General features: G+C 51.6%; 18 protein-coding genes and 1 pseudogene. 12 read left to right on the plus strand and 7 right to left on the minus strand.

Features of this window, described 5'->3' with window-relative positions:
* Nucleotides 1-593: 593 nt before the first annotated feature.
* The 3 genes from QNH46_RS02790 (at nt 594) to QNH46_RS02800 (ending at nt 3,885) form a co-directional block, all read left to right on the plus strand.
* Nucleotides 594-1,307: an ABC transporter ATP-binding protein gene (locus QNH46_RS02790; RefSeq protein ID WP_055106749.1), complete on the plus strand. Its 714-nt coding sequence runs from the start codon at nt 594-596 to the stop codon at nt 1,305-1,307.
* Entirely contained in the window at nt 1,304-2,665 is a 1,362-nt protein-coding gene (locus QNH46_RS02795) for an ABC transporter permease (RefSeq protein ID WP_283926826.1), read from the plus strand. The genes QNH46_RS02790 and QNH46_RS02795 overlap by 4 nt, the downstream gene beginning before the upstream one ends.
* A 137-nt stretch (nt 2,666-2,802) precedes the next feature.
* On the plus strand, nt 2,803-3,885 hold the full coding sequence (locus QNH46_RS02800; protein ID WP_283926827.1) for an efflux RND transporter periplasmic adaptor subunit: 1,083 nt from the start codon (nt 2,803-2,805) through the stop codon (nt 3,883-3,885).
* 176 nt (nt 3,886-4,061) lie between these two features.
* Here QNH46_RS02800 and QNH46_RS02805 read toward each other — a convergent pair.
* Nucleotides 4,062-4,205, minus strand: a pseudogene (locus QNH46_RS02805) (transposase); the annotation flags it as partial.
* Nucleotides 4,206-4,279: 74 nt separating this feature from the next.
* On the opposite strand from QNH46_RS02805, the gene QNH46_RS02810 reads away from it, so the two are divergent.
* Entirely contained in the window at nt 4,280-5,128 is an 849-nt protein-coding gene (locus QNH46_RS02810) for an MBL fold metallo-hydrolase (protein WP_283926828.1), read from the plus strand.
* Nucleotides 5,129-5,324: 196 nt separating this feature from the next.
* Here QNH46_RS02810 and QNH46_RS02815 read toward each other — a convergent pair whose 3' ends face one another.
* Nucleotides 5,325-5,447: a hypothetical protein gene (locus QNH46_RS02815; RefSeq protein ID WP_283926829.1), complete on the minus strand. Its 123-nt coding sequence runs from the start codon at nt 5,445-5,447 to the stop codon at nt 5,325-5,327.
* Between the two features lie 536 nt (nt 5,448-5,983).
* Between QNH46_RS02815 and QNH46_RS02820 the strand changes: the two genes are divergently transcribed.
* Both QNH46_RS02820 and QNH46_RS02825 read left to right on the plus strand, forming a co-directional pair.
* Nucleotides 5,984-6,934: a helix-turn-helix transcriptional regulator gene (locus tag QNH46_RS02820; RefSeq protein ID WP_283926830.1), complete on the plus strand. Its 951-nt coding sequence runs from the start codon at nt 5,984-5,986 to the stop codon at nt 6,932-6,934.
* A 174-nt stretch (nt 6,935-7,108) separates the two neighbouring features.
* Nucleotides 7,109-7,429 carry a hypothetical protein gene (locus QNH46_RS02825; RefSeq protein ID WP_283926831.1) on the plus strand — a complete coding sequence of 107 codons (321 nt, stop codon included), beginning with the start codon at nt 7,109-7,111 and terminating at the stop codon, nt 7,427-7,429.
* 116 nt (nt 7,430-7,545) lie between these two features.
* On the opposite strand, the gene QNH46_RS02830 is transcribed toward QNH46_RS02825, so the two are convergent.
* Nucleotides 7,546-8,427 carry a DMT family transporter gene (locus QNH46_RS02830; protein WP_283926832.1) on the minus strand — a complete coding sequence of 294 codons (882 nt, stop codon included), beginning with the start codon at nt 8,425-8,427 and terminating at the stop codon, nt 7,546-7,548.
* A 201-nt stretch (nt 8,428-8,628) separates the two neighbouring features.
* Between QNH46_RS02830 and QNH46_RS02835 the strand changes: the two genes are divergently transcribed.
* Complete coding sequence (locus QNH46_RS02835) at nt 8,629-9,207, plus strand: nitroreductase family protein (protein WP_283926833.1); 579 nt, start codon at nt 8,629-8,631, stop codon at nt 9,205-9,207.
* 94 nt (nt 9,208-9,301) lie between these two features.
* Here QNH46_RS02835 and QNH46_RS02840 read toward each other — a convergent pair whose 3' ends face one another.
* Nucleotides 9,302-10,627 carry a hemolysin family protein gene (locus QNH46_RS02840; protein ID WP_283926834.1) on the minus strand — a complete coding sequence of 442 codons (1,326 nt, stop codon included), beginning with the start codon at nt 10,625-10,627 and terminating at the stop codon, nt 9,302-9,304.
* Between the two features lie 218 nt (nt 10,628-10,845).
* Here QNH46_RS02840 and QNH46_RS02845 point away from each other — a divergent pair, with 218 nt between their 5' ends.
* The 5 genes from QNH46_RS02845 (at nt 10,846) to QNH46_RS02865 (ending at nt 17,334) form a co-directional block, all read left to right on the plus strand.
* The gene (locus QNH46_RS02845) at nt 10,846-12,996 is read left to right on the plus strand and encodes a DUF6359 domain-containing protein (RefSeq protein WP_283926835.1); all 2,151 of its coding nucleotides are present in this window, start codon (nt 10,846-10,848) and stop codon (nt 12,994-12,996) included.
* A gap of 29 nt (nt 12,997-13,025) precedes the next feature.
* Nucleotides 13,026-13,184, plus strand: coding sequence for a hypothetical protein (locus tag QNH46_RS02850; protein WP_283926836.1), 159 nt, complete (start codon nt 13,026-13,028; stop codon nt 13,182-13,184).
* Between the two features lie 19 nt (nt 13,185-13,203).
* Nucleotides 13,204-14,148, plus strand: a complete 945-nt coding sequence (locus QNH46_RS02855) for a LacI family DNA-binding transcriptional regulator (RefSeq protein WP_283926837.1) — start codon at nt 13,204-13,206, stop codon at nt 14,146-14,148.
* A 78-nt stretch (nt 14,149-14,226) separates the two neighbouring features.
* Nucleotides 14,227-16,191: a type I pullulanase gene (pulA, locus tag QNH46_RS02860; RefSeq protein WP_283926838.1), complete on the plus strand. Its 1,965-nt coding sequence runs from the start codon at nt 14,227-14,229 to the stop codon at nt 16,189-16,191.
* 564 nt (nt 16,192-16,755) lie between these two features.
* Entirely contained in the window at nt 16,756-17,334 is a 579-nt protein-coding gene (locus QNH46_RS02865) for an LOG family protein (protein WP_283926839.1), read from the plus strand.
* Between the two features lie 136 nt (nt 17,335-17,470).
* Here the strand turns inward: QNH46_RS02865 and QNH46_RS02870 are convergent, their stop codons facing one another.
* From QNH46_RS02870 to QNH46_RS02880, 3 genes are all read right to left on the minus strand, one after another.
* The gene (locus tag QNH46_RS02870) at nt 17,471-19,789 is read right to left on the minus strand and encodes a glycoside hydrolase family 65 protein (RefSeq protein WP_283926840.1); all 2,319 of its coding nucleotides are present in this window, start codon (nt 19,787-19,789) and stop codon (nt 17,471-17,473) included.
* Between the two features lie 82 nt (nt 19,790-19,871).
* Nucleotides 19,872-20,534, minus strand: coding sequence for a beta-phosphoglucomutase (pgmB, locus tag QNH46_RS02875; protein ID WP_283926841.1), 663 nt, complete (start codon nt 20,532-20,534; stop codon nt 19,872-19,874).
* Nucleotides 20,535-20,625: 91 nt separating this feature from the next.
* A complete protein-coding gene (locus tag QNH46_RS02880) occupies nt 20,626-21,657 on the minus strand; it encodes a LacI family DNA-binding transcriptional regulator (RefSeq protein WP_283926842.1) in 1,032 nt (343 codons plus the stop codon).
* Between the last annotated feature and the right edge of the window lie 79 nt (nt 21,658-21,736).

A 21,736-nucleotide genomic window follows, 5' to 3' on the forward strand; every position in this document is an offset into this window, starting at 1 on the left:
TCAGATGCTATTACGTGCTCACGCTGTTCATGTTCATCTCGTTGTCCGCTTTGTTTTTGGCTAGCGGTGGAATTCGGTTTAAATTAAATAGTACACTTCAATACTTTGTGCAGGCAGCTGTACAATTATGGAACAAGTGTTGGAGTAGGGATAAAGGTGAAGCTAACTGTATTTCATGCATTTAATTTAGTATCCACGGGAGTAGTTTTTCGAACTAGATGTATTTCATCCATCTAAAACCTCCCTTTTCACCTTCAAAACCTATAATCGTTCATTTTTAAATGTAAGAAATCCAGTTAGTCATAGCATCAATCTGCCCTCGCTGATACGGCAAAGTGATATTTATCGATCCGAGGCATTCCTTTTTCTGGTTAAATAGACAGTGGGGCAACTGGATTGGCATCTTGCGGCAATTTTTATCGTATAACATGCAGGGGCAGACGCTTGATGCATCGTCTATTTATTGAGATATAAGAATTTATAAGCTTCACCCTCATACAAGGTTTATATTTCTATGCGAAACGTAGTTGTGCCGTTCATGGGCGGCGTCAGCCGTTTACGCTTGAGAGATTCATATAAAAGGAGTGGAGAACTTGCTTCGTGTAGAGGGCTTGTCCCATGCTTTCAAGAATGGCGGCGAGACCACGCTTGTTCTGCAGAACATCAATTTTCATGTCCGCAAGGGCGAGATGATTGCGCTGCTGGGCAGCTCGGGCTCAGGAAAGTCGACCCTGCTCAATCTGATGGCGGGGCTGATGAAGCCGACCGAAGGCGAAATTTATATCGCCGATCATAACATTGTGAAGATGAACGAGAACAAGCTGGCCGAGTTCCGCCGCGAGCATATCGGTTTTATATTTCAAGCTTATGAGCTGCTGCCGAACTTGACGGTGCGTGAAAATATTGAGATGCCGCTTGTCTTTCAATCTACCCGCCCCTCCGTCCGCAAGCAAAAAGCGTTGCAGCTGCTCGAGCAGGTCGGCATCCCGGACAAGGCCGAACTGTTCCCGTCCCAGCTGTCGGGCGGACAACAGCAGCGGGTCAGCATTGCCCGGTCGCTGATTACCGAGCCTTCGGTCATCTTCGCCGACGAGCCGACCGGGAATCTGGATACGAAGACGGAGGAAGAAATTTTGGCGATCCTCAAGCGGCTTAACCAGACGATGAACACCACCTTTATTATTGTCACGCATGAGCGAGAGGTGGCGCAACAAACGCAGAAAATTATTACGCTGCGGGACGGGCAGCTTCAGACATCACAGCCGGCTGTAGATCCGCAAGCGGAAGCAGAGGAGGTACAAGCTTGAGAATCAGCGATCTGACAAGGCTGTCTTGGGATCAGGTGCGGCGGCGCAAAGTCGTGACCATGCTGTGCGCAGCCGGCTTGTCCATAGGCTGTGCCGCAATTATATTGGCGATGAGCATCGGCGAATCGACACAACAGATCGTCGAATCCGAGCTGAACAGCTTTCTGAAGATGGATGAGATCACGGTCATGCCCAATTCCGGCGCCATGCCGGGCCAGGACAACCCCGACCAGGTTAGCGAAGAGGCGAAAAACCGCGGGCTGCTGACGGATCAGAAGCTCGAGGTTATGCGCAATATGAAGCATGTAACGGCTGTCGCGCCATATCAGACATTCGATTATTTGGAAATGACGACAGTGGACAGCAAGGAGGGCTACGCCGAAGTGGTCGCTACGGATCTGACCCGGCTTAAGGACTTTGGCGAGACCTTTGCACAGGGGAAGGCCGACAGCGTTGATATTAATTCAGTTGTGCTCAGTTACGGGGCCACGATGGGCTTGATGGATGAGGAGACTAGAAACAAACTGTATGAAGCAATGGAACGTTCAGGATATGATCGAAACTCGCAGGAGCAATACCGCAATATGATGGTCATACCGACAGCCATGTACCAGACGCAAATTCAGCTCGTGAAGTATGACGAAAATGGCAAACAGCTAACGAGCACTCCCTTGCAGGTCGTTGGTGTGCTGAAGAAGCCCAAGGGCCGCAGCGATATTTCCATCTCCCAAGACGCCAAGATTTACATCTCGATCGAAACGGCCGAGCAGCTGCGAAAAGAGCTGATGCCTTCCGCGGTGCAAAACGGCATAACTACCTATAACTCGGTTAAGGTGAAGGTGGACGCGGAGCAGAACGTAAAGCAGGTCGAGGAGCAGCTGCAGCGGCTTACCGTATCGACACAGTCGAATCTGCTGCAGAAGGAGCAGCTGGAGGAGCAATTCGCCGTGTTCAAGGCGATTGCGATCGGTGCGGGTGTCTTTATTTTGATCATCGCTTCGATCTCCATTATTGTCGCCATGACGATGTCGACCTATCAGCGCCGCCGGCAGATCGGCATTATGAAGGTGCTGGGGGCCAATCTGTCCCAGATTCGCAATATGTTCATTGCTGAGGCGGCCTTGCTTGGCCTCTTGGGGGGGCTGCTGGGCATTATGTTTTCCTACTGGATCGTATGGGGAATTAACGCACTCATTTTGTCATTAAATAGCGGCGAGTCGGATATGTCGATTTTTATCCCGTATACAGCCATTCCGGTTGGGTTGGCCTTTGCGATCATGACAGGCATTATATCGGGCATTTATCCGGCGGTCAGCGCATCGCGGACGGATGCTTTAACCGCAATCAAGCGGGACTAGAGATTCGATATCCGTTCCGCACGACATAAGAAGCTACGCTAAGACGGTGCAACAGAGGGGCACGGGGCTGCATACAGAGTCATATACGGCCTCGCCGCTGCCAATTCTAAGCGGTATGAGAGAAGGAGAGCAGGAAAGTGAAGAAAAAAATAAAATGGATCATGATCGCCATCATTCTTGCCGGAATCAGCTACTTGCTGTATTCCATGTCGAAGCCTGCCCAGGTCGCCGATCCGGGAATGGAGTCTCAAGCCATCACATTCCAGGTAACGAAAGAGACACTGGTTCACACGATACGGGTCAAGGGAAAATCGCTGTATGAGCAGGAGACGCCGGTCTATGCTCCGTTCAGCTCCAAAGTAACGGAATGGAAGATCGAGGACGGCCAGCAGGTCAATAAAGACGAGGTGCTGTTCAGGCTGGATCAGACCGAGCTGAAGAACCAGATTACACGTGAGGAAGCGGAGCTTCGCAAAGCCGAGCTGGAAACCAGGCTGCAGTCCTTTGTTGCAGAGTTAGACATGGAGGCGGCAGGAGGCGAACTGAGCGACGAGAACCGCAAAAAATTGCTCGCTAACCGGGAGAGTGAGCGGCTGACGAAGGAGCTGGAGGACGTGCGCAGATCGATTCAGCGTCAGGAGCTGCAGCAGAAAAAGCTGAAGCTGCAGGATTCCGAATTCCGCGCTCCGGCTGCGGGCATCTTCCTATTCGATTCGGCAGAGAAGAAGCCGCAGGTGCTTAGCGACAATCAATACATTGGCAAAATTGTCGATCTGAACAAGCTGCAATTTACCGCCCTCGTCGGGGAGCAGGACGTATTCCGGATCAAGCCGGATATGAATGTGAAAGTGACAATGAGCGCGATGAAGGACGTGCCGTTGACTGGAACTGTGAAGCATGTCTCCAAATTTGCCAAGACGGGAACCGACCAGGACAGCTTGAATAAAGCGGCGCAATTCGAAGTTACCATCTCTCTTGAACCAAGCGAGTATCTGATTGCTGGGCTATCGCTCACCGGCGATATCGAGACCAGCCGCAAGGAAAATGTGTTGGCTCTTCCGTCGATCGCCGTCATGCGCGATGAGACCTCCGCCTATGTCATGCTGGATAAAGGATCGGGTCAATACGAACGCAGAGATATCAAGACAGGCCTGGAGACGATGGACAAAACCGAAGTGTTGGAAGGCTTGAAGGAAGGCGATACGGTCGCCCTGCAATAAGTGCCGGGGCGCTCCATTTATTTCAGACGAACCTGGCAGGTAGCTGTCTGGTTTATACTATATATAAGTTGAACTAAAGAAGCAGCAGTGACTGGCCAGAGTGTGACATGTTCTGGAGAAGCGAAGCGCTCGCCTTTGTCCACGGATTTCTATCTCTACTAGAGCGTGTTTTCAACCTAATTTAGCCATATCAAAATAGCAGCCAGTGATAAAAAGGCAGCAAATGTACATGTTAGTTTATCGTAACGAGTAGCTAGTCTGCGATAATGTTTGAGCTTGTTGAATAAACATTCCACAAGATGGCGTTCTTTTGTTGAGCAGTCTAATTCATATGCGTTAAATAGAGGATGAACGAAGATCATGGACAATCATCAGATTGACAGGAGGATTAATTATGGCTAAGCATCACAGACGAGGAGCAACATTGATTCAAGAGGTCAACCGCACCGAGGTTCCCTTCGGGACGCTGGCCATTTGGTTTCTTGGGCAAGAGAGCGTAATTATCAAGGGTGACGGAGTAACGGTGTATGTCGATCCTTATGTATCGGATCACCTGGATTTACCTCGTACTTACCCTGCGCCGATCACCCCTGAGGATATTATCGGGGCTGACCTTTGCTTGATTACGCATGAGCACGTAGATCATATGGATGCAGGCACGCTGCCTATTTTTCATCGGCAAAACAAAGAGGCGCTCATCATGGCTCCAGCTTGCTGTAAACCGGACTTGATCGAAATGGGCGTAGACGCTTCGCAAATATTGGAGGCAGACGACAGCCAGCAGGCAGAGCTGTTTTCAAAAGTCAAAATCACGACGATTCCTGCAGCCCATGAGCAGTTGGAGAAGGACTCGGCCGGGAAGCCACGCTACGTGGGATATGTCATCGAGTTGAATGGAGTCACGCTGTATCATGCCGGTGACACGGTGCTGTTCCCTGAATTGGTCGAGCGATTGAGCGCAATTCAGCCAGATGTTGCCCTGCTTCCGATCAATGGAGCTGATTTTTTCCGCCGGGAGCGGGGAATTGTCGGCAACATGAACTATAGGGAAGCGGCCGAGTTCGCGGTAAGAATCGGCGCGGAGACGGTTATTCCGCTGCATTATGACGTGTTTGCGGGGAATGCGGAGAAGCCCGGCTACTTCGTGGACTATCTCTATGAGCACTTCCCTGAGCAGAAATGCCATGTCATGGCTCGCGGCGAGCGGTTTGTGTATGTGAAGGGCAGTGCCTTCCTTCGGTAGCTTTGTGTACGTGAAGGGAGCGCCTTCCTTTGGCAGTAAGGTTGGTGTGGGGACTGAGCAGGACATAGATCAAGTGGACGCCGATCCATTTGGTATGTCGACTCATGGACGTTCAATCCAAGCTCATTGTCGAGCAAATGCACTGTAGGTTCAAGCAGGCCGTCAGGTCAAGTCTATTGTTAAGTCAAGTCTATTGTCAGGCCAGTATATTGTTGGATCGGGCACGCTGTTGGCTAAGTACGCCGTAGGTCAAGCGTGATGTCTGGCCATGTACACTGCAGGTGAAGCGCACAATGTCCTGCAAGTCCACCGTGTCCAAGCACATTCATCCTGGCCTATTCATCCAAGCCGTATTGTTGATCCAAGCGCCTGTTGATTTAAGTACCTGTTTCCCAAGCGCACTGTTGATCCAAGCACACGGTGAATTACTTCCTGTGACTTGAGATGTCTCCGGCAATCTAGCGGACCCTAGATCCGCTATTTCTCCAAATGCGCGCAAATTTCTAAGCCAACGGACCGTAGTTCCGCTATTGGGCGAAAAGTGGGGCAAACCATGCTCATCTAGAGCGAATAGCGGAACCAGGGTCCGTTCGCATATCAAATTTAGTTAAAAATACGGAATAGCGCCCTGTATGTCCGTTAGAATCCCATTTTGGCTGGCATGCTCGACAATTGGCACACGGATACCTGGATCTGGGGCTGCTTCTTGCGTAATGTGGTTGACCACCGTTATGGGACGCCGACCACCGTGCGCAGTGAGCTTCGCGCGTTGCGATATATGACAATCCTTGTCATATATCCATGCTACAATGAAGCCTAGTGCAACTAGGGAAACGTACAAAGGAGGGGGTCAGCTTGCGGGCGGATCGGCTCATTTCGATATTGCTGCTATTGCAAAATCACGGACGGCTCACGACGCGGGAACTGGCGGCTAGGCTGGAGGTATCCGAGCGGACAATACACCGCGATATGGAGGCCCTAAGCGCCTCGGGAATTCCGGTGTATGCGGAACGGGGAACAGGCGGGGGGTGGGTATTGTCGGAGGGCTACCGCACTGATCTGACGGGAATGAAGCCCGAAGAGATGCAGGCGCTGCTCCTGGCCCATTCATCTTCACTCTTAGGAGACCTGGGACTTGGAGGCGTGTTTGAGCATGCTTTTCAGAAAATGCTGGCTGCATTTCCCGAACGGCTTCGAGGCGAAGCCGAAAGAGTGCGTCAGCGCATTCATATCGACGGTGCCGGCTGGCATCAGTCCGCTGATCGGCTGCCCGATTTGCCGACGATCCAGGAAGCGGTCTGGCAGGACCGCATGCTCCGCTTCGATTACCGGCGGGAAGATTCAGCCGTGGAGCGCATCGCCGAGCCGCTGGGGCTGGTCGCCAAGGGCAGCATCTGGTATCTTGTAGCCAGAGTGGAAGGGGAAATGCGCACTTACCGAATCTCCCGGATCAGGAATGCTCAAGTGCTGGAGAAATCATTTCAGCGTCCGGATTCTTTTGACCTGGCACTATATTGGGAGCGCTCGACAGAAGAGTTCAAAGCGAATCTTCCGCGTTATCCCGCCCGGCTCAGATTTCAGGAAGCAGCTTTACCGCGCCTAGCCCAGCAGCGATATCTCAAGCTAATCCATACGATGCCCGCAGAACAAGGATGGATCGAAGCCGCTGCTGAGTTCAATACGCTGGAGTCGGCATGTGAAATTCTGCTTGGCTATGGATCGCTTGTCAAGATACTGGAGCCGCTGGAGCTTCGTGACCGGGTACGAGCCGAAGCGACGGCGATTATTGGCATGTACAACGGTTAGTTGATTTAGCAGTTTTGTATAAGTTTATTTGAAGTTTCGTTGTGATTTTTTGGTTTGGAGCAAGAATTTCGTTCCCAGAATTATCGGCAGTTGTTGGCGATAGAAATTTGGATAGCTTCGGCGAAATAAAGGCCATTTTAATTTACATGTTAGTCTCTAAGAAGATTTAAAATCATGAAACGAGGAGCAGAAATGAACCTAAACAAGCTAAACAAGCGGGCACTCATTGAATCTATAATTTTTATCGTCCTCATCTTGGCAGGTGTGGTCGGCTTCCAGGTCGTGCAAGGGGCGCTGTTGACCAGAAATTACGTCCCAGATGTCATTAATAACTATGCATCAGTAGAGCATTTACAGCAACAGGTGGCATTTGGAACCATAGCTCGTACGGACGGATTAACCCTGGTTTTAGAGATAGGCGGTTTGTTGCTCATAGCAATGGCCTACTACATGTTGCGAACGAGGCTGATTGGATTAAGGAAGCGCAAGAAATGAATAACAGAGTCTTTTACATCAAAACATGCGTCCCGATCTTAGAAGCGAGTGTGCTAGAACCGGGACGGATGAGATATGAATGCTTAATTTGGCGGCACCTCGCTAGCGAGGTTATGTCACCTTGCTTGCCGATGGCGCATGAAGACCCAGACGCCGGCTATGATAATCAATCCGGAAAATAGCTGCAATCCTGTCAGCATTTCACCCAGGAGCACCAGAGCGAGCAGGGAGGCGCAGATCGGTTCGCCCAGAATGGCCATGGAAACTGTGGTGGCATTCATATACTTCAGCAGCCAGTTAAACAGGTAGTGGCCAAACAGGGTGGACACGACGGATAATAGGAAGAAAAATCCCCACTCTTTCATAGGATAACCGGTAAATGGATAATCCATTGCGAGATTGTAGCAGCCCAAGGAACAAGCGGCCATGAAGAACATCCAGAAATTATACGGCAGGGCAGCCAGATCCTTACGCAAGTGCTGGCCGACCAGCATATTAACGGAGATCGTCAGCGTGCCCAGCAGCGAGAGAATATCCCCGTACAGGGCTGATCCCGACAGACGGAAGTCGCCCGAGCCAATGAGGATGGAGCCGACGACCGCTATGCCCATGCCGAGCAGCATCATTCGGTTGATTTTGTCCTTGAACAGCCAGATGGAGCCGAGCATGACGAGCACGGGCTGCAGCGTAAGGATAACCGTAGAGCTTGCCACGCTGGTATACCGCAGTGAATTCATCCACAGCAGAAAATGAAGTCCCAGCAGCAGGCCCGAAGCGGCAAGCAGTCCCCATTGTTTCGGCTTCAGCCGCAGCATTTCATGCCTGTGTCGCCAGGCGAAAGGCAGCAGGATTAAATTGGTAATGAACAAGCGGTACATCGCGACAACGGATGCCTCTGCATTCGACCAGCGAATAAAGATGGCCGAGAAAGAGATAGCAATGATGCCGAGGATAAAGAAGATTTCATAGGCTCCCCCGGCACGATGACGGCCAGACATGTATTTAACTCCCTTCTAAGATGCGTCATGGTGGCAGGTATGGCTGGAGTCGCTAGCTTCGTTGAGCGTAGTTCCACAACAATCTATTATACGATCATTTGCGAGAATGGATAGATTTTTTATATAGGAGCGAGGCGTAAAGATGTTCCCTGGCGGTCTACAATGTTAGAATGGAAATTAAAAGGAGGAGGGAAACGAGCAATGGACGTAATAGAGGCTATTCATACGCGAAGAAGTATTGGAAAGGTCAAGCAGGACAAAATTCCTGTAGAGACGATCGAGCAAATTTTAGAGGCTGGAGTCTGGGCGCCAAATCATAGACATACCGAGCCGTGGAAATTTTTCGTGCTCAGAGGCAAGGGTCGGGAGCAGCTGGGCCAGGCGCTGGCCGACATCATGCGGGAGGGCATGGAGAATCCCGATTCGCCTGAATCGCAGGAGGCGTTGGGTAAAGCTTTTGCCAAGGCATTTCGCGCCCCTGTCATCATTGCCGCAGCCGTAACTCCAACCGATAAGCCGGGCGTGATCGAGCTGGAGGAATACGGAGCCGTATTTGCCGCAATACAGAACATGCTGCTCGCGGCGCACAGTTTAGGGCTGGGAGCGGTATGGAGAACCGGCGAACCTTGTTACCACCGCATCGTGAACGAAGTCTTTGGTCTCCGAGAGCAGGACAAAATGCTGGGTTTCATTTATCTCGGCGTTTCCGATATGGGCGAGCTGAAAGGGAAAAGAGAGGACTTCCGCAGCAAAACCGTCTGGATCGGCGATGAAGAGTAGGTGAGGGAGGAGAGGCATCCCCCTTCTGCTCATTTGCATACATGAAAGAACCTCAATCTCCGAAAGGCTCCTCTCGGGATTGAGGTTCTTTTTCTTACTCTTCGATTTCCTGAGGCTCGGGGACCTGCTTGATGATTTCCAGCTTTCTGAAGCGGTGCGGCTCCTTCTCCAGCAGCTTGAAGATCAGCCCCTGGTGCTCGAACGTCTCGTCTTCATTCATTTCCGGATTCATGCCGTACAGCCAGCCGCCGATCGTATCGACATCCTCGGTATTTAGCTCGGTCAGCATGATGTCGTTAATCTGATTAATCGTTACCTTGCCGTCGACGACCACGTGGTGTTCATCCAGATGGATGATGGGCTGTTCTTCTTCCTTATCGAATTCGTCGCGGATTTCTCCGACGATTTCCTCGAGGATATCCTCAATGGTGATCAGCCCGGCCGTGCCGCCGTACTCATCGATTAATATCGCGATATGGGTACCTTCATGCTGCATTCTTTTTAACAGCTCATTCACCGGCGTTACCTCGGATACCGCCATAACCGGCTGCAGAATCGAGGAAATCTCCAGATTCGGGTTATCCTCGTACGATAGGAAAAATTGCTTCGTATTGATGATCCCTACAATATTATCCTTATGTCCCTCGACAACAGGAAAGCGGGTATACTGCTGTTCTTTGATGATCTCCAGATTCTCTTCCCGGGTCTTGTCTGTATATAAGCACACCATATCGGTGCGCGGAACCATAATTTCTTTGGCCAGCATATTATCAAAAGCAAATATCCGGTTCACATACCCGTATTCGCTTTGATTGATTTTACCGCTTTCGAAGCTTTCGTTAATGATGATCTGCAGTTCTTCCTCCGAGTGAGCTTCTTCATGCTCGCTGGCAGGCTTGATTCCAAAAAGGCGTACAAGCTGAAGCGCAGATCCGTTGAGCGCCCAAATGAAAGGGTGCATAATCTTGGTGAAAATAATCAGTGGCTTTGCTGTAAGCAAAGCAACCTGCTCGGCTTTGCGGATGGCGATCGTCTTCGGAGCCAATTCCCCGACAACAACGTGAAGATAAGTAATTACGGCAAAAGCGATGATAAATGAAATAACGCTGCTTACTGCTTCAGGTACATTTAAACTATGGAGCAGTGGGTGAAGTATTTTCTCCACTGTTGGTTCTCCTAACCATCCAAGTCCGAGCGCTGTAATCGTAATTCCCAATTGGCAAGCCGACAAGTAACCATCCAGATTGCTAGTCACTTGTTTGACCGAGAGAGCATTCTTGCTTCCTTCGGCTATCATTTGATCCACCCGGCTTGCCCGTACCCGCACGATGGCAAACTCCACGGCTACGAAAAACGCTGTAAACCCGATTAGTATGGCGACCAGCACCAAGTCTAGTACCAAAAGCCTGTCACTATCCATTCGATTCATCTACTCCTTCATGAAATAAAATATATGAAATACTATTAATTATATAGCATGCTCAATTGGAAAGCTAATATATGACACATTTTAGCCACAAGTTGACTAACAGCGATATTTTACAATAACTTTACAATAAACCCATTGTGAGGAATTCCTTCGTATGTAAGATGGAAATGTAGTCCAAGAAATGAAGGCGAAGGAGGAATCGATTACGGATGAGGAAAAAATGGGCAAGAAAGTGGCTGAATCGGATAGTGACAGGTGCGATTGCGGCAACCATGCTGGTGGGCTTAGCTCCGTTTGCAGGAGCAAGCGCACAAGAAAACGCACAGGAAATTCTGCTTCAGGCCAGCCAGGAGACAAGTGCTTGGAATGCGGCAGACACTGCTAGCGCTGATATTCAAGCAGCAGCTGTGCCTCTTGCTGTAGCTGACGCGATTGCTAAAGGAAATAACGGGGAATCTGTGCAGGTCTCCGGCTATATTGTTGGACATGCTACCGGCTCGCTGACAGCGAAGTTCCAGAGTCCTTTCGCGAATGATTACAATTTTTTGATTGCCGATAGTCCGGCTGAGCGCAGTTCCGCCAAGCTGATTGATGTGCAAATCCCCGCCGGCCTTAGAGACCAGTTCGGGCTGCAGAGCAATCCGGGACTGATCGGGCAACGCGTAAATGTAACGGGTATTCTTGCGGCTTATAACAACTTTGCCGGACTTAAGAGCGTGTCCACAATTCAGCTGGCGGATGCTGAAGGGCAGCCAAATCCAGGCGAAACACAGCCAGGCCAGCCTGGGGGCGGAGCGAATCCGGCGCTGCCGGACGGCACGGGCAAAAGAGTGCTCTTCGACAACGCTCACGCCCAGACGGCAGGGGCTGCCGATTGGATTATCGACGGGGCGTTCTCCGATTTCGCCGATGGGCTGCGTGCGGCAGGGTTTGCAGTAGAGTCGCTGGAGCGCACGGCTCCTCATCGATTCGATACTCCGGCCATTACGTACAACCGTCTTAAAGATTATGACGTCTTCGTCATTCCTGAAGCGAATATCCCTTTCAAGACCGCGGAGCAGGATGCAATCGTTCAGTTCGTTCAAGGTGGAGGCGCCGTGTTCTTCATCGCAGACCACTATAATGCCGACCGCAACAAGAACCGCTGGGATTCCTCCGAGGTATTCAACGGCTACCGCCGGGGCGCCTACGGGCTGCCGACCAAGGGCATGAGCGCGGAAGAAGCGTCCTCCCCGGCGATGCAGAACGTGACAAGCTCGGACTGGCTTGCCAATCATTTTGGCGTGCGCTTCCGCTATAATGCGCTTGGCGACGTGAATGCAACTGATATTGTCGCTCCGTCCCAGTCATTCGGGATTACATCGGGCGTAAGCGCAGTCGCCATGCATGCCGGTTCAACGCTGGCGATTATCGATCCCGCGAAGGCCAAGGGAATCGTATACGTTCCGTCCGGTGTGCCGAAGTGGGGAAGCGCCGTGGACAGCGGCGTCTATAACGGCGGCGGCCGGGCCGAAGGACCGTATGCGGCCATCGCCAAAATTGGACTTGGCAAAGCGGCGTTCATCGGCGATTCCTCGCCCGTTGAGGATGCTACGCCAAAATATGTCCGCGAGGAGAATGGAGCGAAGAAGACGACGTATGACGGCTTCAAGGAAGTGGATGACGGGCTGTTTCTCGTCCAGACCGTGAAATGGCTCGCCCATAAGGAAAACTACACTTCCCTAAGCGAGGTATCCGGACTTGTCCTTGATACGCCGACAGTGCTGCGTGCGGACGAGATGCCAGCGGCTTCGACGGAACCGCTGCCCGAGCCTTGGTCCGCGCCGGCCGCCGGTTACAAATGGTATGATCCATCCACCTTCAAGCCGGGTTCTTACGGCTCTTCGCAGCCGCCAGCGGCCGAGCCGGTATATGCCTTCGTCCACCAATCCCAGCTGCCCAGCGCGCAGGAATTTGCAATCCGCTTGACCGCCGATGGCCTGAACCCGGGGCAGACGGTAACCGGTCTTGCGGTGGGAATATATCTTAGCGGCGGCGAGCAGATCGCCCGGTTCAAGAATAGCGATGGCTCGTGGTCCGCTTACGGGTACAGCCCGGGCTTTTCCCTGACGGCCAATGCGCAGGGCAAGGCTTCGAAGGACCTGATCGTCCAGCTTAAACCGAACCAGGCGGGTGCTGCGAACCTGCGCTTGAAGCAGGGTAGCGCCAACGTACTCACGAAGACGGTAACGATCGCTAACGTAAGTGCGCAGCCGCTCCCTCAGGCGAGAATCCTTCCGCTCAACGAGCCGGTGGTTGCCGCGCATCGGTCAGTATTGCTCGATCGTTTGCTTGGCCATACTGCACTGCATGCGGCGTAACGTTCATAAGTGAACATTTCCGTGAATACATGAATATACGTGAATTTGAAGCTGAATATGGCAAGCAATGGGCAGCCCTGCTAAGGGCTGCTCTTATTTTCCATTGCTGCCGGGAGGCGGTTTCTTCCCGCTTTGTGCCTGGTGCGCCATTCGGATATGATGGAATTATAAACAACAGCCAACAGTAATCTGGTGGGGGAACGAGAAATGAACAAGGTAACGATGAAGGATATCGCCGAGGCGGCCAAGGTCTCCTTGGCCACAGTTTCCTATGTGCTCAACAATAATACGAAGCAAAAAATAAGCGAGGAAACCCGGCAGCGGATTCTCGCCATTGCCCAGCAGCTTCAATATGTTCCCAACATGGCCGCTCGCAGCCTGGTCGGGAATACGTCTTCCAAGCTCGTCGCCATCGTCACGCTTAAAGATAACGATGATCAGCCGTGGCGCAAGAGCAGGTATCACGATTTGACAATGCGGCTTCAGGAGCTGCTCAATGAGCGGGGCTATGACGTGATCGTGGCAGTTACGGATACCGCTCAGGTAGAGCTGGACATCATTCTAAAAAGAACACTCGATGCGTTATTCCTGATCGATGTGCCGGAGGAGCGATTTTTCAACATTTCACGTAAATTTACCGTGCCGATTATCGTTATCGACAGCTATATCGAGGATACGATGTTCCGGAAGGTAGTCCCTGATTATCGATCCGCGATCCGGCTGGCCAGGGAAATGCTAGGCGGACGCCTGGAGCCTTTTCTCGTGACAGGGAAGTTTAATAATTCCGGAATGGAACAGACCTTAACGGAAACGTTTCGCCCGGATCATGTATATCAGATGGATACACGGAAAGGATTGGAGCAGTACGTTCTAGCCCGTCCAGGGTTGCCGGGAATTTTTGCAAATGAGTTATTGGCGGTCATGGCAGCGCCCTATATGCGGGCTGAGGATATGATCGTGCTTGCCAATGCGGGGGCGGAGTATTTGCTGCCAAGCGGAGTCCGGCGCATCGTGTTCGATAACGGGGTTAAAGCCCAAATGTCAATTGCCGTTATGGAGAAGCTGCTGCGCAAGGAATATGATGAAATTGAAGATTATAGTTATGTACCTCCTGATGAGCGAATTCACCAGCGGATTGACACTCGTGAATGAACGGTGATATAATCCCGCTCAAATAGCCACTTAAGCGCTTAAGTTTAGACATGATATATTGCGATTGGAGTGAATCAATTGGCGGTACAACGGGAGCATGACGTAGTCGTCGATTATGGCGATCTTGCCGTAACTGAAGGAATATCCGTCTTCGATAAACGGTTCGATGAAAAGTTCTATTACGGCGGAGATGACCTGGGTGCCGTGTACACGTCTAGGGAGACCAGGTTCCGGCTATGGGCGCCGACGGCTTCGGAGGCGGAGGTCGTTTTCTATGAATCATGGAATGAGGAGAAGCCCGCGCAGATCCTCCCTATGAAGCGCGATATTCAGGGCACCTGGCTGCTGATCGCGCAGGGAGATTATCTGGGGCGTTACTATACGTACCGCGTCAAGGTCGGGCAGGATTGGAACGAAGCGGCTGATCCATATACCAAGGCCGTTGGTGTGAACGGGGACCGGGCGGTGGTAGTGGATTTGTATCGCACCAACCCGGAGCGTTGGGAAGATGACCGTAAACCGCCTTTCGAGGCTGCGGTCGATGCGGTGATTTACGAGCTGCATGTCAAGGATCTGTCCAGTCATCCTGACAGCGGGATTGAGCATAAAGGAAAATTCCTTGGACTTGCGGAGAGCGGGACACGGGGGCCGAATGGCATTTTGACAGGCTTGGATCATATTGCTGCGCTTGGCGTGACACATGTTCAGCTCCTGCCTGTCTATGATTATGCCACCGAAAGTGTGGACGAGACGAGACTCGATCAGCCGCAGTACAACTGGGGATATGACCCTAAGAACTACAACGTTCCCGAGGGCTCTTATGCTACTGATCCCTATGTGCCGGGCTTGCGCATCACCGAGCTGAAGCGGACCATTCAAGCCCTGCATGAGCGCGGACTTCGGGTCATTATGGATGTCGTCTACAATCATGTCTACGATTGGTATTTGATCAATTTCACCAAGCTTGTGCCGGGATACTATTTGCGCTACAAGGAGGATGGCACGCTGTCGGACGGCTCGTTCTGCGGCAACGAATGCGCTTCGGAACGGCCGATGATGCGGAAATTCATCGTTGATTCGGTACTGCACTGGGCGAAGGAGTATCATATGGACGGCTTCCGGTTCGATCTTATGGGTTTGATGGACATCGAGACGATGAACGAGATTCGGAGGCGGCTGGATGAGCTCGATCCTGCGATCATCACGATCGGGGAGGGCTGGGTGATGGACACGGTGCTGCCGGATGAGCACAGGGCTCATCAGAACAATGCCGCCAAGCTCCCGGGAATCGGACACTTCAACGATGATTACCGCGATGCAATCAAGGGAAGCATTTTCTATGCTGACCAGAAAGGTTTTGTCAGCGGCGGTGCCGGTTACGAGCAGCGAATTTGCCAGGGGATTGCCGGTGCGATCGGCTATGACGGGAATATTGGCAATTTTGCCTGCGAACCGAATCAGGCGGTGAATTATGTAGAATGTCATGATAACCATACATTATGGGATAAAATCGTCCTCTCGGCCGCAGGCGAGCCCGAAGAACGCCACCGTGGCATGCATCGGCTGGCTTCGGCAATGATCCTGACAAGCCAAGGCATTCCATTCCTGCATGCGGGACAGGAATTCATGAGAACGAAGGACGGGGAAGAGAATAGCTACAAATCCCCGATCGAGGTGAACTGGCTGGACTGGGAACGCTGCGCCGCACGGCAAAATGACGTAGCCTATATGAGGGAGTTGATTGCCCTGCGCAAGAGCCATCCGGCGTTTCGTCTGCGTAGTGCGGATCAAATTCGCGAGCATTTGCGTTTTGAGCCGGTGCCGGAGCATTGTGTAGCCTATACGCTGCGCAATCATGCGGGCGGGGATGCTGCCAAGCATATTTATGTGTTGTACAAGGGCATGGAGGAATCCGTTCTGTTCAGCTTGCCCGAGCTTGGGAGCTGGGCGGTTCGCTTCGGGGGCGAGCATGTCGCCGCGCTGGAGGGCCAACGCTTAGAGGTGCACGGCCTCGGCATGGTTGTTCTTATGGTTACGGAGTAGTTGTGGATAAAGCAGGTAAAGCATCGTCGAAAGCTTCTTTGGCTAAGAATACCTTCTCTTTAAAGATGCTGATGTCCGAATTGAATGCGAAAGTGCAGCGGTACCCAGCCAATTTTGATGAAGTTACAAGGAAATACTGCACTTTCCTTACGGCTCTTAATTGAACTGGAATTTTTCCTTCCAAGTAAATTAGACGGCTGATTTATGACTGTTCCTTGATGGTCAAGATCAGGTAACTAGGCAAACTAACTGCATGTATTACATTTAGCGCATGTCTTTTTGAAAAAAAAGCTTAACTAGCTGTATAAAATACATTTAGTTTCTAAATAGCCTAGTAAAACTAAACCAGGAGCTGGATGGCCGCCACCCATCAACGATATAGCAATCTCAAACAATTCTAACAAACCACCGGCCCAGCAATCAAAGTGCTTAATGAATGAAACAAACATTAACAGTCCGTTATCAACCCGGCATCATATTGAAAATAATTGTTGTGCAAAATATAGTAACAAAGATGACTGCAATTCATATAAATTGCACATTCAGAAATTAGGAGATGATGGGATGAAAACGATCTGTGTCTTTGCAGGCTCGAATTTAGGTGCGCATGAAGACTATAAGCAGGCTGCTGGACAGCTGGGGCGCCACTTGGCCAAGCAGCAGTACCGTCTGGTGTATGGCGGATCGAGGATCGGGCTGATGGGAGAAGCGGCCAATGCGGCAATGGCTGCCGGCGGAGAAGTGATCGGCGTCATGCCATCGGGATTGTTTGCAGGCGAGATGGTGCATAGAGAACTGACTGAGCTGATTGAAGTGGACGGCATGCATGCCCGAAAAGCGAAAATGGGGGAGCTGGCCGACGGCTTCATCGCGCTGCCCGGCGGCTTTGGAACCTACGAGGAATTGTTCGAGGTGCTGTGCTGGTCCCAAATCGGCATCCATAAGAAGCCGGTTGGCCTCCTGAATGTTCGCGGCTTCTACGACCCGCTGCTTCAAATGGTCGAGCACAGCATTCAAGAGGGCTTCTCCAATTCTTCTCACCTGAGTTTGATCAACATCTCCCCGGACCCAGCCGAATTATTGCAGTTGATGGAATCCTACCAGCCGCAGGTGCTGGAGAAAAAGTGGAAGGAACTCGTTTAAGCCGTTTTGAAGGTGATGAAAGAGCTGCGGCGGGGAATAGCGAGTCTTGAATCCTGCGCATCTACACGCGCACAAACACGAAAAAAGCGTCCCTAGCCGCTATGGCTGCGGGGACGCTTTTTGGCTTCATGATAGCTTAAACTCTCACAGACGATCTTGCATACTGGACTTCGCCCAGGCCGCCGATCGTGTAGCTCCGGTCGTAAATGACAATCGCTGCCGGCGTCTCGGTTTCGTTGGTGACCGTGATGCTGTCTTCGGTTACGCTGACGTTCAGGCGGGCTCCCCGGAACATGACCTTGAACGAGAAGGCGGTCCAATGGGAAGGGACGAATGGATGCAGCTGCAGCGCTCCGTCTTTTACCTTCAAGCCGCCGAATCCTTGAACGACGGACATCCATGTGCCAGCCATGCTCGTGATATGCAGACCGTCCTCGGTATCGTTATTGTAATTATCGAGATCCAGGCGCGCGGTGCGAAGGTACATTTCGTAAGCCTTCTCCTGGTAGCCCAACTCGCAGGCAATGATGGCATGAAGGCATGGTGATAGGGAAGACTCGTGCACTGTCAGCGGCTCATAGAAATCGAAATTACGCTTCTTTGTCTCCAGGTCGAACTGGTCGCCCAGGAAATAAACCCCCTGCAGCACATCGGCTTGCTTGATGAAGCAGGAGCGGAGAATCCGGTCCCAGGACCAGTTCTGGTTCAGCGGCAGGTCCTCTGGATTCAGGTCTTTGACCGGGATAATGTCCTTATCGAGGAAGCCGTCCTGCTGCAGGAAGACGCCGCGCTCCTCATCGTATGGATAGTACATATTATCGATAATTTCGTTCCACTTGGCGATCTCCTCGTCCTTCAGCTCCAGCTTGCCGACAAGCTCTGCATAACGGGCCTGTTCATGCTCCTTCAGATAGTTCATGACTTCCTGGGTATATTCCAGCGTCCAGACAGCAATCCGGTTCGTGTACCAGTTGTTGTTGACGTTGTTCTCGTATTCGTTTGGCCCCGTAACGCCGAGCATGACATACTTACCCTTGTCCTTGGAGAAATTGACGCGCTCTTCCCAGAAGCGGGAAATTTCCACGAGCACCTCCAGGCCGTATTGGCCGAGATACGATTTATCCCCAGTATAGTTGACGTAGTTGTAAATCGCGTACGCGATTGCTCCGTTGCGGTGGATTTCCTCGAACGTAATTTCCCACTCGTTATGACATTCCTCACCGTTCATCGTTACCATCGGATAGAGGGCGCCTTTGGCAAAGCCGAGCTTGCGGGCGTTCTCCTTCGCCTTCTCCAGATGCTTGTAGCGGTAGATGAGCAGGTTGCGGGCAATGCTGGAATCCGCGGTGCTGAGATAGAACGGCAGGCAGTAGGCTTCCGTATCCCAGTAGGTGCTGCCGCCGTATTTTTCACCTGTAAAGCCTTTAGGCCCGATGTTCAGACGGTCGTCATCGCCGGTATAGGTCTGATTCAATTGGAAAATATTGAAGCGAATCGCCTGCTGCGCGGACTCGTCGCCTTCGATAATAATGTCGCTTTCGCTCCATTTCGCGGCCCAGGTATCGACCTGTTCGCGAAGCAGCGTGTCGAATCCAGCTTCTTTCGCCTCGGTTAGCGATTTCGTACCGGCCTCTGCCAGCTGGCCTAGACCATGGTTGCGGGAAGTAACGTTAGCTACATATTTGTACAAAGTGATCTGTTCACCAGCGGCCGCCTCAACGGCCACTTCACTGGAAACGAATTTCTCGCGTTCCTTGAGGGACGGGGTGAAATCCAGCTTGTTTCCGTCTTTGAAAACATCAAACGCCATCACCGAGGTGACATGGAAATCGAGCTTCTTCGTCTTCAGCGTCAGGTAGGAAATGTCCGCTGCCGCCGCTTTTTCTACTTCCAGCCAAAATTTCTCGTCGTAGTTCGAGTCTTTATTCTGCACATCCCCGTCGAGGTAAGGCACGAGGCGGATCGTACCGCTGAAGTTCAGCGGTGTAATCGCATAGCGAATCGCTCCGATTTCATGGCGGGCCATGCTGACAAAACGCAGCGCCTCTACCTGAACTTGCTTGCCATCCTCAAGCTCCGCATTGAAGCGGCGGGATAAGGTGCCTTCCTTCATGTTCAACTCGCGAACGAAATCGCTGACTTTGCATTTAGCAAGATCGAGTTCGATGCCTTCAAGGAAAACGTTGATTCCGATCCAGTTCGTACTATTCAGCACTTTGGCAAAATATTCGGGATATCCATTTTTCCACCAGCCGACACGCGTCTTGTCCGGGTAATAGACCCCGGCCATGTAGCTGCCTTGCAGGGATGAGCCGCTGTATTTCTCTTCGAAGTTGGCGCGTTGGCCCATAAATCCGTTGCCGATGCTGAATATGCTTTCGGATATTTCATGCGTCGATGGATCGAAGGACTCCTCGATAATCGACCATCCATTGATTTTCAGATATTGTCTCACGATAACCAGACTCCTTTAATCATATGATGAAGTAACAATTACACTTACATACGGACGAGTAAGGCAGCTGAAGCAGGCTGATCTAACGGGCGAGGCTCAGCTCCTTAAGGCGTTCTATTGTCATTTCCTGCAGCGAAGATACGACCAGCTCGGCCTGGCCCAGCGTTGCGGGCGAGCCGATGCCAACGCAGCTCATCCCGGCCCTATGCGCTGCTTCCACCCCGGCTTCGGCATCTTCAAAGACAATACATTGCTCCGGTGGGACGGAGAGGGCCGCCGCTCCAAGCAGGAATACCTCCGGATCGGGTTTGGCATTCGTCGTGTGTGTTCCATCGATGATTGCATCGAAATACGGGGTAAGGCCGGTATTGTCAAGAATGGTCATGGCATTCTTGCTGGCCGACCCGAGTGCCGTCTTCAGCCCGTTCTCCTGGCAGGCTTTAAGAAAATCCAGCGCCCCCGGCAATATTTCCGTATGATCCATTTTGGAAATGGATTCGAAGTACCAGTTATTTTTCCGCTCGGCAAGCTCGTATTTCTTGGCGTTATCGAACTGCAGGCCGCCAACGCTGAGCAGAATGTCCAGGGATGCCATACGGCTGACGCCCTTCAGTTTCTCGTTATCCTGTTCGGTGAACGTGAATCCGAGCTCTTCCGCGAGCCGTTTCCAGGCCAGGTAATGGTACTTGGCAGTATCGACGAGGACGCCGTCCAGGTCGAAAAGACATGCTTTGATTGAGGTCACAACCTCTCCTCCTTTAGCGCAAACGTTTGAACAAAAGAATAAAAAATAAATGAAGCAGCAGGGCTTCAATTATTTCTTCATCATTCCCCGCTTACGGGCGGACGGAATGGATGGACGATTCACGGATCATCAATCGATGCGGAATGATCTGACGCTTCTGGTAGGAGGCGTCCTGATTATTCTTGATCGACTGGATAAGTATCTGGGAAGCGGTATATCCCAAGTTGTAGATGCCGATATCCACACTGCTCAGCGGCGGGGTCGATAATTCGGACAAAGGTATATTGTTAAAGCTCACCAGGCACAAATCTTCGGGCACTTTATAGTTAAGCTCATGCAGGCCGCGCAAAATACCGAAGGCGACGACATCATCGATCAAGACGAGGGCAGTCGGCCGATTCGGAAGATTCATGAAGAACGACATGGCCCGGTAGCCGCTTTCCTGCAGAAATTCTCCTTCAACGATCCATTCGGGGCGGGATTCCAGTCCAGCGTCAGCAAGGGCTTTCATGTAGCCTTTCAGCCGGTCCTTCGAGACGACAAGCTCCGGCGGGCCGCTGACAAAGCCGATCCGTTCATGTCCAAGCGAAATCAGGTGCTTCGTTGCATCATAGGATGCCTGAACGTTGTCGGTGTCTACGGACAGAATGTCGGGATATTTGTCGCTCCGCCCGATTAGGACGAAGGGATGGCCATGCTCTTTCAGGAAATCGATGACCGGATCGTCCGTTCTGGAGTAGAGCAGAATGACCCCATCGACTCTGCGTCCGTTAAGCAATCTGGAGACGCCTTCGACTTCCTCCTTCTCATTGGCTCCCGAGCTGATGAGTACATCATATCCCAAACGGCTTGCCTGGGTGACGATGCCGCGGATCAATTCCATAAAGAAATAATTCGAGAACAATTCTTCAGCCGATTTCGGAAGCATGATGCATATGCTGTTCGTTGTCTTCGATACCAGACTCTTCGCCATAATGTTGGGATGGTAGCCAAGCTGCTCCATAATGGCTCTTACTTTCTGGGAAGTCTCCGTGCTGATTCTTGGATGATTGGACAGCACCCGGGACACGGTGGAGGGAGATACTCCGGCCTTTCTTGCAACGTCTTTAATGGTTACAGCCATAATGACCTCCTGTGGAACCGTTTGCTTTACACTGTAATCTTAATCTAAAGGCTAGTGAAAGTAAATAGATAATCCCCGA

Origin of the sequence: Paenibacillus woosongensis (assembly GCF_030122845.1) — a bacterium.
Lineage (GTDB): Bacteria > Bacillota > Bacilli > Paenibacillales > Paenibacillaceae > Fontibacillus > Fontibacillus woosongensis_A.